Here is a 15,932-nt window from a genome sequence, read left to right as displayed (position 1 = left end):
ACTGACATACGGAGATTGGCGCCGCCTACAATTCGACTTTCACCCAACTGACCGGCTGATCGAGCCAATCGGCGAATTCATCGATAAAGCTCTGCTTGAACCCCGCTTCGGCCCAGTTGTTGAAGATGAAACCGAGGTTGGAGAAGCCGCATTCCTGCAGGAACAGGAAGCCGTTGATGTCGTCTTCATGCCCGCATTCGGGGCAGGTGAAGTTGTCGGTGCGCCCCGGCATCCAGTCTTCAAGGCTTTCGAATAGGGCTTCACCGACTTCCTTGCGGCACTCGGCGCAGCCCGCCTCTTCAAGGAATCCCTTGGCCGGCGTATAGATGCAGCGCTTGGTGATGATTTCCAGTCCGTTGACCGGTTCGCCGAACGGCAGGGCTTCGGGGTGCAGCACCACGGCGCGCGCGCCTTCAGCGATGGCGTGGGCCATGCGATTGCCAGTGCGGCCGCAAGTGGTCAGTTCTTCCTCGATGATGTTCTTGCGCACCAGCCAACGCACGATCGCCCGGGCCCGGGGCTCGTGCACCGGCAGGGTGGAGATTTTCGGGACGATGATGCTTTGGGAATTCATGGGTACAGGCCTGAAGCTTTAATGAAAGGGTCGATCAACAATCCCTGTAGGAGCGAGCCTGCTCGCGATAGCGATGTCACATTCAACACAGATGTTGATGCACACTCAGCTATCGCGAGCAGGCTCGCTCCTACAGTGAATTGTGGCGAGCCCATAGAAGTTATAGGCCCGCCGCCGCTGTTTTTACAGCTCTACGACAACCGCCTGCGAAGCACGGGTCGCCTTGGCGCGGGCGGCTTCGATCGATTCGTCGCGAGCCAGGGCCACGCCCATGCGGCGCTGGCCGTTGACTTCAGGCTTGCCGAACAGGCGCAGCGCGGTATCCGGCTCGCTCAGGGCAGCACCCAGGTTGGCGAAAGCGGTCTGGGTCGACTGCCCTTCCACCAGGATCACCGCCGAGGCCGAAGGCCCGAACTGACGGATCAACGGGATCGGCAGACCGAGAATGGCCCGTGCGTGCAGGGCGAACTGCGACAGGTCCTGGGAGATCAGGGTGACCAGACCGGTGTCATGTGGGCGCGGCGACACTTCGCTGAACCACACCTGATCGCCCTTGATGAACAGTTCGACGCCGAACAGACCACGGCCACCCAAGGCTTCGGTCACCGCTTTGGCAACACGCTCGGACTCAGCCAGGGCAACCGGGCTCATGGCCTGCGGCTGCCAGGATTCCTGGTAGTCGCCCTTCTCCTGACGGTGGCCGACCGGCGCACAGAAGGTGGTACCGCCGACGTGACGCACGGTCAGCAGGGTGATTTCGTAGTCGAAATCGATGAAGCCCTCGATGATCACCCGACCTTTACCGGCACGGCCACCTTCCTGGGCGTAGTCCCAGGCTTTCTGTACGTCATCGACGCTGCGCAACAGGCTCTGGCCCTTGCCCGACGAACTCATGACCGGCTTGACCACACACGGGAACCCGAGGTCTTCGACGGCCTTGCTGTAATCCTCGAAGGTGTCGGCGAAGTGGTACGGCGAGGTCGGCAGGTCCAGCTCTTCAGCGGCCAGGCGGCGGATGCCTTCGCGGTTCATGGTCAACTGCGCGGCGCGGGCGGTCGGGATCACGGTGAAGCCTTCGGCTTCCAGCTCGACCAGAGTCGCGGTAGCGATGGCTTCGATTTCCGGCACGATGAAGTGCGGCTTCTCGGCTTCGATCACGGCACGCAGGGCAGCGCCATCAAGCATATTGATCACGTGACTACGATGCGCCACCTGCATGGCCGGCGCGTTGGCGTAGCGGTCCACGGCAATCACTTCAACGCCCAGGCGTTGCAGCTCGATCACCACTTCCTTGCCCAACTCGCCACAGCCACACATCAATACGCGGGTCGCGGTCGGCGACAATGGGGTTCCGATACGGGTCATCTTAAGGTCCTCAAGAAGCGGATCATCGAGGGACGCGTCGCCATGCGCGCTTCCCATGGGGAGAAAGCGCGGCATTTTACATGAACTTCAGCTGACGACAGCCTGTTTGCGCAGGCGCCAGGCCATGATCAGCCACACGGCGGTGACCCCGGCGAACTTCGAACCCAGGGCGGCGAGGATCACCCCCGGCGTCAGGGCGTCGATCATACCGAAAAAGATAAAGGTATCGAGGGGAATGCTCAGGGCCGAACTTATCCACAGGCGATCATGCAGCGGGCGTCTGGTGATGCTGAACACCAGCCAGTCGATGCACTCGGAAACCGCGAACGCCGTGGCGCTGGCCAGGGCGATGGACGGATCGGAGGTGATATAGGACAACACCAGCGCCACCAGCATCGCCGCGAGGGCGCCATGCCCGAACCGGGCTTGCACCATGTCGCGCAACACAAACACCAGCCCGCCCCAGGCCGACCAGATGATGTCCAGGTGGGGGGCGGTGGAAAAGGCGAAGTTGATCAGCACGACGCTGCTGATGTAGGCGATAAGGAAGAGCATGAGGGGTGGGAATACCTGTCAATTTTGTGCACAGGATACTTCATCTTCGGTACACAAATAACCTGTGGCGAGGCGATTTTGTGGCGAGGGGGCTTGCCCCCGTTGGGCGGCGAAGCGGCCCCAAAACCATTCAATCGAATAGTTTCAGATACACCCGACTAGCCGGATTTGCGACGGCTACGCCGCCGAACGGGGGCAAGCCCCCTCGCCACAAAAAGCCCTGACGACTCAGCGATCGGATTTGGAAGGCAACATCCAGATCAACCCACTGGCCTTCGCCCGCTCATGACACAACCCCAGCACCTTGCGCCGCTCGTCGTTGTCCATGCGGCTCCAGCGGGTAATCTCTTCCACCGTGCGTTGGCAACCGGTGCAGATGTCATCGTCATCCAGCGCACAAATGTTCACGCAGGGCGATGCCACCGGGCGTTCGGTGGCAGTCATTGTTCCTGCTCGGCCAGGTCGCGGGCATAACGTTGCGAGTTGTGCACGTAGTGAGCAGCGCTGGCCTCCAGCATCCTGATTTGCGGCTCGGTCAACTCGCGCACCACTTTGCCGGGCGACCCCATGACCAGCGATCCGTCCGGAATCTCCTTGCCCTCGCCGATCAGCGAGTTGGCGCCGATGATGCAGTTTTTGCCGATCTTCGCGCCATTGAGAATCACCGCATTGATGCCGATCAGGCTGTAGTCGCCAACGGTGCAGCCGTGGAGCATGGTGTTGTGGCCGATGGTCACGCCGGTGCCGATGGTCAGCGGATAGCCCATGTCGGTGTGCATCACGGTGCCGTCCTGGACGTTGCTGTTCTTGCCGATCAGGATCAATTCGTTGTCGCCGCGCAATACGGCGTTGAACCAGACGTTGGCGCCCTCTTCCAGCTTGACCTTGCCCACCAGCACGGCATTGGGTGCGACCCAGCTCTGTGGATGGGTTTCGACGCGGGCATCGCCCAGGCGGTATTTCATTGTTGTATTCCTCAAGGCTCAGGCGGGCTTTTTTTTCAGCGAAATCAGGATTCAGGCCATTCGAACGATGGCTTCAGATATTGATAAAGCTTTTGGGAGGCTGATGCAGGCTGATTTTGGCGTCATACAGCAGGTTGATCAACTCGACGATCATGATCGCCGTCAGCCCCCAGATCTTGTACTCGCCAAAGCGATAGCTCGGCACGTACCAGCTGCGGCCCTGATAATCGATGCGATGGGTATGTTCGCGGGGGTCTTTGCGGAAGAACTCCAGGGGCACGCTGAACACCGCGGCGATCTCGGCATCGTTGGCCCGGTATTCGACAAAATCCGGGATTACCCCGACATAGGGCGTGACCTTGATGCCATGCAGGCTGATCAGCGGGCTGAGTGGGCCGATCACCTCGACCAGCCCCGGCGGCAGGCCGATCTCTTCTTCGGCTTCACGCAGGGCGGTGAAAATCAGGTCGGGGTCTTCGGGGTCGCGGCGTCCGCCGGGGAAGGCGACTTCGCCGCCATGGGTCGACAGGCCGCTGGCACGCAGGGTCAACACCAGCTCGGGCTCGTCACTGCGGGTGATGGGCACCAGCACCGCGGCCTCGGGAAAACGACGGTCGGTCTCCAATGTGCGTGGTGTGTGGTGACTAACCCGATGCAGTAGCTCATCCAGCATGAGTGTTCTCGATCTGTGCCTTACCCGGCATCATGCACCAATCGCTGCGGTCGCCCAACCCCCGCAACCGCCCCATGTCGCGAAACGACAACTTGCCGACCGGCACTGCCGCACGCCAAGATAGGCGCAGCATTCAGGAACCCCAGCATGAAATTTTGCAGCCAGTGCGGCAACCCGGTGACCCAGCGCATTCCCGAAGGCGATTCGCGCCTGCGTTTTGTCTGCGACAGCTGTCACGCCATTCACTACCAGAACCCCAACATCGTCGCCGGCTGCGTGGCGACCTGGGGCTCCAAGGTGTTGCTGTGCCGACGGGCCATCGAGCCACGTCGCGGCTACTGGACCCTGCCCGCCGGTTTCATGGAGAACGGCGAGACCATCGAGCAGGCCGCCATCCGCGAAACCGCCGAGGAAGCCTGCGCCCGGGTGCGCAACCTGAACATCTATACCCTGATCGACGTGCCGCACATCAGCCAGGTGCATGTGTTCTTCCGTGCCGAGCTGGCGGACCTGGACTTTTGCGCCGGCCCCGAGAGCCTGGAAGTGCAACTATTCGACGAAGCGGACATTCCATGGGATGAGCTGGCTTTCCGCACGGTGGGCCGTACCTTAGAATGCTTCTTCGCTGACCGGCGGACCGAGGTCTATCCCGTTCGGTCTGAATCGATCCCGCCACTTGCTCAGCCTGCCATTATCTGATGTCATCTCAACATCACTCAAAGGCGCCGAAAGACCGCCCGAACGCGGCACGAGCCTGCGGCAGCTCCTGCAAAAACTTCTATACATAAATAGTCGCGACACCTCCTGGGGAATCGTTTCAATGCGCTGGTTGCTTGCCCTGTTCTGTTTGTCGTTTGTCACGGTGTCCCAGGCTTCTGCCGTGGAAACCCTGGACGGCAAGGTCATCGAGAAGATCCTGATTCTCAAGTCTTCCCATCAATTGCAATTGATCAATGACGGCAAGCCGCTCAAGACCTATCGCATTTCCCTGGGCAAGCGTCCCAAGGGGCCCAAGCTGATGGAGGGCGACAAGCGCACCCCGGAAGGCTTCTACTGGGTCGACTGGCGCAAGATCAGCGACCGCTTCAACCTGGCGATGCACATTTCCTACCCGAACATCAGCGACTCTGCCCGCGCCCGTCGTGAAGGCGTCGAGCCCGGCGGCATGATCATGATCCACGGCACCCCGGACAGCGAAGACACCCCCGAAGACCTGTTCCACACCCTGGACTGGACCGACGGCTGCATCGCCATGCGCAACATGGACATGCGCGAAGTCTGGAATCTGGTGCCGGACGGCACGATGATCGAAATCCGCCCTTGATTTCGTTGTGAAAGGGGCTTTGTGGCGATTGCATTGCACCGGCAGTTCCTACGGAAAACAAAAAACCCGCTGAAATCTCTTTCAGCGGGTTTTTCATTTCAGCGGTGAAGAATCAGAAATCCTCCAGCCTCCACACTTCATAAGCCGGCGCCTCGTAGGGATGGCTCTGTTTCAGAGCCGCCACCACCGCGCGAATCAACTCATCGGCCACCACCAGCTCAACCTTCCATTCCTCGACCTGCTCGACCTGCCCTGCCTCGCCAATGAACGGCTGACTGCCGTCCAGTGGACGAAACTGGCCCAGGCCCAACACCTGCCATGCGCAGTGATCGTAAGCACCGATTCGACCGCCACCGGCGGCGAATACGGCACTCTTGACCACTTCGACATGACTGTCGGGAACAAAGAAGCTGAGCTTGTACACGGCTATCAGTTCACCCACACGCGAGCATTACGGAACATACGCATCAGCGGTGCATCTTCGTTCCAGTCATCGGAACGCCACGAGTTCTGCACGGCGCGGAACACTCGCTCCGGGTGCGGCATCATGATGGTCACGCGACCGTCGCGGCTGGTCAGACCGGTGATCCCGCGCGGCGAGCCGTTCGGGTTGGCCGGGTAGCTTTCGGTGACCTTGCCGTGGTTGTCGACGAAACGCATCGCCACGCAACCGGACAGATCGGCTTCCAGCAGTGCTTCCTCGCTGGAGAATTCGGCATGACCTTCACCGTGGGCGATGGCGATCGGCATACGCGAACCGGCCATGCCTTGCAGGAAGATCGAGTTCGACTCCTGGATCTGCACCATGGCAACACGGGCTTCGAACTGCTCGGAGCGGTTACGCACGAAGTGCGGCCAGAACTCGCTGCCCGGGATCAGCTCGTGCAGGTTGGACATCATCTGGCAACCGTTGCACACGCCGAGGGTGAAGCTGTCGTTACGCTCGAAGAAACCCTGGAACGCATCGCGGGCACGGCTGTTGAACAGCGCGGATTTCGCCCAGCCTTCACCGGCACCCAGTACGTCGCCGTAGGAGAAACCACCGCAAGCGACCATGCCCTTGAACTCGTTCAGGTCGACACGGCCGGCCAGAATGTCGCTCATGTGCACGTCGATCGCGTTGAAACCAGCGCGGTCGAACGCAGCCGCCATTTCCACCTGACCGTTGACGCCCTGCTCACGCAGCACGGCAACCTGTGGGCGGATGCCTTTCTTGATGTAAGGCGCGGCGACGTCCTGGTTGACGTCGTAGCTCAGCTTGACGCTCAGGCCCGGATTTTCTTCTTCCAGCAGCACGTCGAACTCTTGTTCGGCGCAGTCGGCGTTATCACGCAGACGCTGGATCTGGTAGCTGGTCTCGGCCCACTGGCGTTGCAGCAGACGACGCTGACCTTCGAACACGGTTTCGCCGTTGAAGGTGATGCTGACCTCACCGTTGTTCATCGGCTGACCGACCACCGATACGCAGTCGCCCAAACCGGCAGCGCTGAACTGCGCGAGGATGTCCGGGGTGGCGTCCTGACGAACCTGGATCACCGCACCCAGTTCTTCGTTGAACAGGATGGCGGCGATGTCGGCGGAGGTTTCTGCCAGACCGTCGAGGTTCAGGCTCAGGCCACAGTGACCGGCGAACGCCATTTCCACGGCGCTGGTGAGCAGACCACCGTCGGAACGGTCGTGGTAAGCCAGCAGGTGGCCGTCGGCGTTGAGGCCCTGGATCACCGCGAAGAAGGCTTTCAGGTCTTCGGCGTCATCGACGTCCGGAGCCTGACTGCCGAGTTTGCCGTGAACCTGCGCGAGGATCGAGGCGCCCATGCGGTTCTGGCCGCGGCCCAGATCGATCAGGATCAGGTCGGTGGTGCCCTTGTCCATGCGCAGTTGCGGGGTCAGGGTCTGACGGATGTCAGTCACTGGCGCGAAACCGGTCACGATCAGGGACATCGGCGAAGTGACGGACTTGTCCACGCCTTCATCGTTCCAGCGGGTGGCCATGGACATCGAGTCCTTGCCCACCGGAATGGTGATGCCCAGCTCAGGGCACAGTTCCATGCCGACCGCTTTCACGGTGTCGTACAGACGTGCGTCTTCACCCGGGTGACCGGCAGCCGACATCCAGTTCGCCGACAACTTGATGTCGGAGATCTTGCCGATGCGCGAAGCCGCGATGTTGGTCAAGGTTTCGCCGATCGCCATGCGGCCCGACGCCGGAGCGTCCAGCAGTGCCAGCGGAGTACGCTCGCCCATGGCCATGGCTTCACCGGTGTAGACGTCGAAGCTGGTGGCGGTGACGGCAACGTCGGCCACCGGAACCTGCCACGGACCGACCATCTGATCACGGGCCACGAGGCCGGTGATGGTGCGGTCGCCGATGGTGATCAGGAAGCTCTTGCTCGCTACGGCCGGGTGATGCAGGACGCGCTCGACGCAGTTGGCGATGTCGAGGGTCGACGGATCGAAATCGTCGCCCAGTTCGTTTTCACGCACCACCGAACGGTGCATGCGCGGAGCCTTGCCCAGCAGCACTTCCAGTGGCATGTCCACCGGGCTGTTGCCGAAGTGGCTGTCGGTCACGGTTAGTTGCGGTTCGGCAGTGGCTTCGCCGACCACGGCGAACGGGCAACGCTCACGTTCGCAGATCGCCTTGAAGCGCTCGAAGTCAGCCGGGCCGACGGCCAGGACGTAACGTTCCTGGGATTCGTTGGACCAGATTTCGTGCGGGGCCATGCCCGGCTCGTCGTTTGGAATGTTGCGCAATTCGAAACGGCCACCACGGTCACCGTCGTTGACCAGTTCCGGGAAGGCGTTGGACAGACCGCCCGCACCCACGTCGTGGATGAAGCTGATCGGGTTCTTGTCGCCCAGCTGCCAGCAACGGTCGATGACTTCCTGGCAGCGACGTTCCATCTCAGGGTTTTCGCGCTGTACCGAAGCGAAGTCGAGGTCTGCCGAGCTGGTGCCGGTGGCCATGGAGGAAGCCGCGCCGCCACCCAGGCCGATCAGCATCGCCGGGCCGCCGAGCACGATCAGCTTGGAGCCGACCAGGATCTCGCCTTTCTTGACGTGTTCTTCACGGATGTTGCCCATGCCGCCAGCCAGCATGATCGGCTTGTGGTAGCCACGGACTTCATCGCCGTGCGGGGTGGTGATCGATTGTTCGAAGGTACGGAAGTAGCCGGTCAGGGCCGGACGACCGAATTCGTTGTTGAACGCAGCGCCGCCCAGCGGGCCTTCGATCATGATGTCCAGCGCGGTAACGATGCGCTCAGGCTTGCCGTACGGCACTTCCCACGGCTGTTCGAAGCCCGGGATCTGCAGGTTCGACACGGTGAATCCGGTCAGGCCAGCCTTCGGCTTGGCACCACGGCCGGTGGCGCCTTCGTCGCGAATCTCGCCACCGGAACCGGTGGATGCGCCCGGGAACGGGGCAATCGCGGTCGGGTGGTTGTGGGTCTCGACTTTCATCAGGATGTGCACCGGCTCCTGCACCGCGCCGTACTGGCGGGTCTCAGGGTCCGGGAAGAAGCGACCGGCCACGGAGCCGACGATTACCGAAGCGTTGTCCTTGTAAGCCGACAGAACGCCTTCGCTGTGCATCACGTAGGTGTTCTTGATCATGCCGAACAGGCTTTTTTCCTGGCTCTCGCCGTCGATGTCCCAACTGGCGTTGAAGATCTTGTGACGGCAGTGCTCGGAGTTCGCCTGGGCGAACATCATCAGTTCGATGTCGTGCGGGTTGCGCTTCAAGCCCACGAAGGCGTTGACCAGGTAGTCGATCTCGTCTTCGGCCAGGGCCAGGCCCAGCTCGGTGTTGGCTTTTTCCAGCGCGGCGCGGCCGCCACCCAACACATCGATGGCGGTCAGGGGTTTTGGCTCGGCGTGGCTGAACAGGCCGGCAGCCTGTTCGAGGTTGCCCAGGACGATCTGGGTCATGCGGTCGTGCAGACCGTCGGCGATCAGCTGGGCTTCAGCGTCGCTGAACTGGCCGGCCACGTAGAACGCGATGCCGCGCTCGAGGCGCTGGATTTTCGCCAGGCCACAGTTACGGGCGATGTCGCTGGCCTTGCTCGACCACGGCGAGATGGTGCCGAAACGCGGCAGCACCAGAAACAGACGACCGGTCGGTTCCTGTACAGGAACGCTTGGACCGTACTTCAGAAGGCGCGCAAGCACCTGCTGTTCGTCGCCGGTCAGGACGCCGGTAACTTCGGCGAAGTGAGCGAATTCAGCATACAGGCCACTGACAGCCGGAACCTTCTGGCTCAGTTGCTCAAGGAGTTTGCTGTGGCGAAAGGCAGAAAGGGCAGGAGCGCCGCGCAGGATCAACATCTTCGGGACAGCCTCGGGAAGGGGTGTGCTTTGAGGCCGTGCATTCTAGCCTAAACAGCCCGCGACAGCACCCGAAACGCTACGCACGGTTGCACTCGGGTGTCGATCTGTGTTTCTGCCTCGAAAGTCAGGTTAATGGGGCGTGTGACGACAGCTTATTTTTACTGTAACAAAATGCAGATAAAGCCCATTCCTGCGGGGTTTCGGCCAGTTTTGTGATCTCTAGCAGACAAGCCCCTCGCTGTCGAGATATGGCGCCCGTGGTCCTTTGCGTATACTGCGCACATGTTTTTCCCAACGGCTTTGCGTCCGCGGTACGCCAAATGGCTGATCGCAACCGGACTCTTCCTGATGCTCGGTGGCTGTGTTGATAAACCCAACACGCTCGAGCACGTAAAGGAGGATGGTGTGCTGCGGGTGGTTACCCGAAACAGCCCCGCCACCTACTTTCAGGATCGCAACGGTGAAACCGGCTTCGAATACGAGCTGGTGAAGCGCTTCGCCGACGATCTGGGGGTCGAGCTCAAGATAGAGACCGCCGACAACCTCGATGACCTGTTCAATCAGGTCGGCAAGCCCAATGGCCCGGTGCTGGCGGCGGCCGGCCTGGTCAGCAGCGAAGAGCGCAAGAAGCAGGTGCGCTTCTCCCACTCCTATCTGGAAGTCACCCCGCAGATCATCTATCGCAACGGCCAGTCCCGGCCGACCGATGCGAAGGATCTGGTGGGCAAGAAGATCATGGTGCTCAAGGGCAGCACCCACGCCGAACAACTGGCGCAGCTGAAACAGAAATTTCCCGGCATCGAATACGAAGAGTCTGACGCGGTCGAGGTCGTCGATCTCCTGCGCATGGTGGACGAAGGTCAGATCGACATGACGCTGGTCGACTCCAACGAAGTGGCGATGAACCAGGTGTACTTCACCAACATCCGGGTCGCCTTCGACCTCGGTGACGCCAGCAACCAGAGCTGGGCCGTCGCCCCGGGCGACGACAACAGCCTGCTCAACGAAATCAACGACTACCTCGACAAGGTCAAGAAGAACGGCACCCTGCAACGCCTCAAGGACCGCTACTACGGGCATGTCGACGTCCTCGGCTACATGGGCGCCACCACGTTTGCCCAACACTTGCAGCAACGCCTGCCCAAGTACGAACAGCACTTCAAGTCATACGCCAAGAAAGAGAAAGTCGACTGGCGCCTGCTGGCGGCCATCGGGTACCAGGAGTCGTTGTGGCAACCGACGGTCACGTCCAAGACCGGCGTACGCGGCCTGATGATGCTGACCCAGAACACCGCGCAGGCCATGGGCGTGTCCAACCGCCTGGACCCCAGGCAGAGCATCATGGGCGGCGCCAAGTACCTGGCCTACATGAAAGACCAGCTCGACGATTCGATTCAGGAGCCGGACCGGACCTGGTTTGCCCTGGCGGCCTACAACGTCGGCAGCGGCCACCTGGATGACGCACGCAAACTGGCGGCCAAGGAAGGGTTGAACCCGGACAAATGGCTGGACGTGAAGAAGATCCTGCCGCGCCTGTCGGAAAAGAAGTGGTACAGCAAAACCCGTTATGGTTACGCCCGTGGCGGCGAACCGGTGCATTTCGTGGCGAACATCCGTCGCTACTACGACATCCTGACCTGGGTCACGCAGCCGCAACTTGAAGGCGATCAGGTCGCCGAGGGCAAACTGCTGGTTCCGGGGATCGACAAGAGTAAGCCGTCTCAAGAGCCAGCGCCGCTCTAAAAACCACCACCAAACCACTGTAGGAGCGAGCCTGCTCGCGATGAGGCCCTTTCAGCCACATCAACTGTGTCTGTCAGACCGCTATCGCGAGCAGGCTCGCTCCTACAGTGGGATTTGTATTGTGTTTTAAGCCTTGGCAGCAGCCGCCAGAATCAGCGCCTTCATCTCCGAAACAGCCGACTTGAAGCCAACGAACAGCGCATGGGCCACCAGCGCATGGCCGATGTTCAGCTCGTTGATGCCCTTGATCGCTGCCACGGCTTCGACGTTGTGATAGTGCAGACCATGACCGGCATTGACGATCAGGCCCTGGGCCAGGCCAAAGGCCACGCCATCGGCCACACGCTTGAGTTCTTCGGCGACGTCGGTCGGCGTCTCGGCATCGGCATAACGACCGGTGTGCAGTTCGATGGCCGGTGCGCCGACACGGCGGGAGGCTTCGATCTGGCGCTCATCGGCATCGATGAACAACGACACTTCAGAGCCGATCTTCGACAGGCGCTCGACCGCTGCCTTGATCCGCGCTTCCTGCCCCGCCACGTCCAGGCCACCTTCAGTGGTCAGTTCCTGACGGGTTTCAGGTACCAGGCAAATGTGCGCCGGGCGGATGCGTTCGGCGAACTGCATCATTTCTTCGGTGACGCCCATTTCGAAGTTCATGCGGGTTTGCAGCACGTCCTTGAGCACCAGAACGTCGCGCTCCTGAATGTGCCGACGGTCTTCACGCAGGTGCACGGTGATGCCGTCGGCGCCCGCCTCTTCCGCGTCCAGTGCAGCCTTGACCGGGTCCGGGTAACGGGTGCCCCGGGCCTGACGCAGGGTGGCAACGTGGTCGATGTTCACGCCAAGAAGAATACGGGTGCTGGTGGTCACGGAAGCGCTCCAGAAGAAGAGAAAGTTCGGTGCACAGCATACGGTGTGATCAGGGCTTGCGAAACAGCTCGCGACTGACAAGTGGACGGCCGCCCAGGTGAACGGCCAACGCCTGGCGCATCAGGCGCTTGGCGGCAGACAGAGCGCCGGGGGCAGACCAGTCGGCTTCAGCCATGGCCAGCAGTTCGGTGCCGTTGAACAGACCCGGTTGCAGCAGATAGACCCGCTCCAGCCCCGCATCCACTTGCAAACGGTATAGGCCGTCCGGCGCGATGGGTTGATCATGAATATCAATAGTCAGGGAAAAACCGTAGCCGAGGTCATCGAGCAAGCGCCACTCAAAGGAGCGTAGCAAGGGCTCCAGTGGGCGACCTTCGGCCAACGCCAGCAAGGTGGCGGCGTAATGATCGAACACCGAGGGGAGCGGATCTTCAGCGGGCAACAAGCGAATCAGCAGTTCATTGAGGTAAAGGCCACTGAACAGCGCCTCGCCAATGAGCCAGGTGGAAACCCCGGCACTTTCCATGCGCCCGACGTTCTTCAGCTCGCCCTTGCCCCGGAACTCGACTTCCAATGGCACGAACGGCCGCGCCAGCGTCCCGGCCTTGCCCCGCGCACTGCGCAACACCGCCCGCAGCCGGCCTTGCGGCGTCAGGAAATCCACCAGCGCACTGTTTTCACGGTAGGCGCGGGAGTGGAGGACGTAGGCGGGTTGGGGGATGGGTTGGGACATAAAAATCACAGTGCTCAATGAAGGAATGCCGTTTTACATACAACCCAAAACCAATGTGGGAGCGGGCTTGCTCGCGAAGGCGGCGTAACAGTCAACATCACTGCTGAATGTTACATCCTCTTCGCGGGCAAGCCCGCTCCCACAGGGTTCTACAGCGTAACGCCAATCGGGTTTACAAGTCGCCGTAACCCAACGAACGCAATGCACGTTCATCATCGGACCAGCCACCCTTAACCTTGACCCACAGGTTGAGCATGATCTTGGAGTCGAACAGCAACTCCATGTCCTTGCGCGCTTCGGTGCCGATACGCTTGATGCGCTCGCCCTTGTCGCCAATGATGATTTTCTTCTGGCCATCGCGCTCGACGAGGATCAAGGCATGGATGTGCAGGGTCTTACCCTGCTGCTTGAACTCTTCGATTTCGACGGTGATCTGGTACGGCAGCTCGGCGCCCATCTGGCGCATGATTTTTTCGCGCACCAGTTCGGCGGCGAGGAAACGGCTGCTGCGGTCGGTGATCTGGTCTTCCGGGAAGAAGTGATCGTTTTCCGGCAGGTGATCGGCGATCACGCGCTCCAGTGCATCGAGGTTGTGCCCGTGCTGTGCGGAAATCGGGATGATCTGCGCGTTCGGCAGCTGCTCCTGCAACCAGCTCAGGTGCGGCATCAGCTCGGCCTTGTCTTCGATGCGATCGGTCTTGTTCAACGCCACGATCAGCGGGCCGGTCACGTACTGCACGCGCTCCAGAACCATCTGATCTTCTTCGGTCCACTTGGTGCGGTCGACCACGAAGATCACCACGTCGACGTCTTTCAACGCCGCCGAAGCGGTCTTGTTCATGTAGCGGTTCAGGGCCTTCTCGCCACCCTTGTGCATGCCGGGGGTGTCGACGTAGATCGCCTGCACATCGCCCTCGGTCTTGATACCGAGCATGTTGTGGCGGGTGGTTTGCGGTTTGCGCGAGGTGATCGCCAGCTTCTGACCGAGGATGTGGTTCAGCAGCGTGGACTTGCCCACGTTCGGACGGCCGACGATGGCAACATAGCCACAGCGAGTTGCGTTTGTATCAGTCATTGCCATTCTCCACACCCAGGGCAATCAGTGCTGCGGCGGCCGCTACCTGTTCGGCAATACGACGACTCACACCCTGACCTCGGCTTTTTTCATTCAGTAAGATGATTTCGCATTCGACGAAGAACGTCCGGCAATGCGGCTCACCCTGGATATCCACCACTTCGTAACGCGGCAGCTCACAACCACGGGACTGCAGGAACTCTTGCAGGCGGGTCTTTGGATCTTTGTTGGTGTCGACCAGCGTCAGGCCTTCGAACTCGCCGGCCAGCCAGGCAAGCACACGCTCGCGGGCCATTTCCATGCCGGCATCGAGGTAGATCGCACCGATCAACGCTTCGAGGGCATCGGCCAGAATCGACTCGCGACGGAAACCGCCGCTTTTCAGCTCGCCCGAGCCCAGGCGCAGGTATTCGCCCAGATCAAAACCACGGGCCAGTACGGCCAGGGTCTCACCTTTGACCAGACGTGCGCGCAAACGCGACAACTGGCCTTCGCGAGCCAGCGGGAAGCGCTCGAACAGCGCCTCGCCGGCGACGAAGTTGAGAATGGCATCACCGAGGAATTCCAGGCGTTCGTTGTTACGCCCGGCAAAACTGCGGTGAGTCAGGGCCAGGACCATCAGTTCCTGGTCCTTGAAGGTGTAGCCGAGCTGACGCTCTAGACGGCTTAAGGAGACGCTCACGGTTTACCCACGCTGAGTTCGTGGCTGGATTCCACCGCCATCGCCGTGAGGCGGCGCAGGCTTGGGACAATTAAAGCTGTGTTCAAAAATAACGTCCTGAATATCATTGTTTGAATGCCTCTGGCGCCCATTGTGCCGGTTCCAGAAATGCATTCGGCGCTGTGTTCAACAGCGCCGTGTCTGATTACTTGATCAGGCCAACCCGCGAGAAATTCGGCAGGTGGCTGAGTTTGGGTTCCGGCCAGCTCATCCAGACCGCGAAGGCCTTGCCGACGATATTCTTGTCGGGAACCATGCCCAGCAGATCCTTGGGAATGTTCGGATCATCCCAGTAGCGACTGTCGTTCGAGTTGTCGCGGTTGTCGCCCATCATGAAGTAGTGCCCGGCCGGCACGGTCCACGAATGGTCCGGCATGGCGCGGTAGCGGCTCATTTCCTTGCGGATCATGTGCTCGGCCGCACCGAGTTTTTCCTTGTAGAGCTCAGCGCTGCCCAGCGTGCCCGGCTCGGAGCCGATCAGCTGCTCGGCAATCGATTGACCGTTGACGAACAGACGCTTGTCGGCGGTGTAGCGAACCGTGTCGCCCGGCAGGCCAACCACACGCTTGATGTAGTTGACGTTCGGGTCGCTCGGGTAGCGGAACACCATGACGTCGCCGCGCTGCGGATCACCGACTTCGATGACTTTCTTGTCGATCACCGGCAAGCGGATCCCGTAAGAAAACTTGCTCACCAGGATGAAGTCGCCGACGTCCAGGGTCGGTTTCATCGAGCCGGAAGGAATCTGGAACGGTTCCACCAGGAACGAACGCAGCACCAGCACGATGAACAACACCGGGAAGAACGACTTGCCGTATTCAACCAGCAGCGGCTCTTTGTTCAGCTTCTCGACCACGACCATGTCAGGCTGGCTGACGCTGCCCTGATAGGAAGCGATAGCGGCACGCCGACGCGGGGCCAGGATCAACAGATCGAGCAACGCCAACAGGCCGCAGACCAACACGGCAATGACCAGCAACAGCGGGAAATTTAGCGACATAG

General features: G+C 60.8%; 17 protein-coding genes. 3 read left to right on the top strand and 14 right to left on the bottom strand.

The annotated features are described in order from the left end of the window. Positions 1-25: 25 nt before the first annotated feature. The 7 genes from AC3IX1_RS05255 to AC3IX1_RS05225 all read right to left on the bottom strand — a co-directional run bounded on the left by AC3IX1_RS05255 (position 26) and on the right by AC3IX1_RS05225 (position 4,265). Complete coding sequence (locus AC3IX1_RS05255; protein ID WP_489387389.1) at positions 26-574, bottom strand: sugar ABC transporter ATPase; 549 nt, start codon at positions 572-574, stop codon at positions 26-28. Positions 575-757: 183 nt separating this feature from the next. Further along, complete coding sequence (gene purT, locus AC3IX1_RS05250) at positions 758-1,939, bottom strand: formate-dependent phosphoribosylglycinamide formyltransferase (protein WP_046040988.1); 1,182 nt, start codon at positions 1,937-1,939, stop codon at positions 758-760. A gap of 87 nt (positions 1,940-2,026) precedes the next feature. Continuing rightward, positions 2,027-2,494 carry a preQ0 transporter gene (locus AC3IX1_RS05245; RefSeq protein ID WP_489387388.1) on the bottom strand — a complete coding sequence of 156 codons (468 nt, stop codon included), beginning with the start codon at positions 2,492-2,494 and terminating at the stop codon, positions 2,027-2,029. 228 nt (positions 2,495-2,722) lie between these two features. Continuing rightward, a complete protein-coding gene (locus AC3IX1_RS05240) occupies positions 2,723-2,938 on the bottom strand; it encodes a DUF1289 domain-containing protein (protein WP_489387387.1) in 216 nt (71 codons plus the stop codon). Further along, complete coding sequence (locus AC3IX1_RS05235) at positions 2,935-3,459, bottom strand: gamma carbonic anhydrase family protein (RefSeq protein ID WP_489387386.1); 525 nt, start codon at positions 3,457-3,459, stop codon at positions 2,935-2,937. Before AC3IX1_RS05235 ends, AC3IX1_RS05240 begins: the two co-directional genes overlap by 4 nt. Before the next feature lie 73 nt (positions 3,460-3,532). Beyond that, positions 3,533-4,132 (bottom strand): CoA pyrophosphatase, encoded by a 600-nt coding sequence (locus AC3IX1_RS05230; protein WP_095943064.1) that lies wholly within the window; start codon positions 4,130-4,132, stop codon positions 3,533-3,535. Continuing rightward, positions 4,122-4,265: a hypothetical protein gene (locus AC3IX1_RS05225; RefSeq protein ID WP_185754788.1), complete on the bottom strand. Its 144-nt coding sequence runs from the start codon at positions 4,263-4,265 to the stop codon at positions 4,122-4,124. The genes AC3IX1_RS05230 and AC3IX1_RS05225 overlap by 11 nt, the downstream gene beginning before the upstream one ends. A gap of 14 nt (positions 4,266-4,279) precedes the next feature. Between AC3IX1_RS05225 and AC3IX1_RS05220 the strand changes: the two genes are divergently transcribed. Beyond that, positions 4,280-4,831 (top strand): NUDIX hydrolase, encoded by a 552-nt coding sequence (locus tag AC3IX1_RS05220; RefSeq protein ID WP_489387385.1) that lies wholly within the window; start codon positions 4,280-4,282, stop codon positions 4,829-4,831. Between the two features lie 121 nt (positions 4,832-4,952). Next, positions 4,953-5,456 (top strand): L,D-transpeptidase family protein, encoded by a 504-nt coding sequence (locus tag AC3IX1_RS05215; protein WP_007982819.1) that lies wholly within the window; start codon positions 4,953-4,955, stop codon positions 5,454-5,456. A gap of 112 nt (positions 5,457-5,568) precedes the next feature. Here AC3IX1_RS05215 and AC3IX1_RS05210 read toward each other — a convergent pair whose 3' ends face one another. Then, positions 5,569-5,880, bottom strand: coding sequence for an NGG1p interacting factor NIF3 (locus tag AC3IX1_RS05210; RefSeq protein WP_489388690.1), 312 nt, complete (start codon positions 5,878-5,880; stop codon positions 5,569-5,571). Between the two features lie 5 nt (positions 5,881-5,885). Then, positions 5,886-9,782, bottom strand: coding sequence for a phosphoribosylformylglycinamidine synthase (gene purL, locus AC3IX1_RS05205; protein ID WP_489387384.1), 3,897 nt, complete (start codon positions 9,780-9,782; stop codon positions 5,886-5,888). A gap of 285 nt (positions 9,783-10,067) precedes the next feature. On the opposite strand from purL, the gene mltF reads away from it, so the two are divergent. Further along, positions 10,068-11,528 (top strand): membrane-bound lytic murein transglycosylase MltF, encoded by a 1,461-nt coding sequence (gene mltF, locus AC3IX1_RS05200; protein ID WP_489387383.1) that lies wholly within the window; start codon positions 10,068-10,070, stop codon positions 11,526-11,528. Between the two features lie 126 nt (positions 11,529-11,654). Here the strand turns inward: mltF and pdxJ are convergent, their stop codons facing one another. From pdxJ to lepB, 5 genes are all read right to left on the bottom strand, one after another. Further along, entirely contained in the window at positions 11,655-12,401 is a 747-nt protein-coding gene (gene pdxJ / locus AC3IX1_RS05195) for a pyridoxine 5'-phosphate synthase (protein ID WP_489387382.1), read from the bottom strand. 49 nt (positions 12,402-12,450) lie between these two features. After that, on the bottom strand, positions 12,451-13,134 hold the full coding sequence (recO, locus tag AC3IX1_RS05190; protein WP_489387381.1) for a DNA repair protein RecO: 684 nt from the start codon (positions 13,132-13,134) through the stop codon (positions 12,451-12,453). 172 nt (positions 13,135-13,306) lie between these two features. Next, on the bottom strand, positions 13,307-14,209 hold the full coding sequence (gene era, locus AC3IX1_RS05185) for a GTPase Era (protein ID WP_053162286.1): 903 nt from the start codon (positions 14,207-14,209) through the stop codon (positions 13,307-13,309). After that, entirely contained in the window at positions 14,202-14,891 is a 690-nt protein-coding gene (gene rnc / locus AC3IX1_RS05180) for a ribonuclease III (protein ID WP_008053221.1), read from the bottom strand. The genes era and rnc overlap by 8 nt, the downstream gene beginning before the upstream one ends. A gap of 184 nt (positions 14,892-15,075) precedes the next feature. After that, a complete protein-coding gene (lepB, locus tag AC3IX1_RS05175; RefSeq protein ID WP_489387380.1) occupies positions 15,076-15,930 on the bottom strand; it encodes a signal peptidase I in 855 nt (284 codons plus the stop codon). Between the last annotated feature and the right edge of the window lie 2 nt (positions 15,931-15,932).

The sequence above is a fragment of the Pseudomonas sp. KH_046_2 genome, assembly GCF_057838985.1.
The sequence above is the reverse complement of the archived record's forward strand: the minus strand, read 5'-3'. Positions and strand labels throughout refer to the sequence as shown.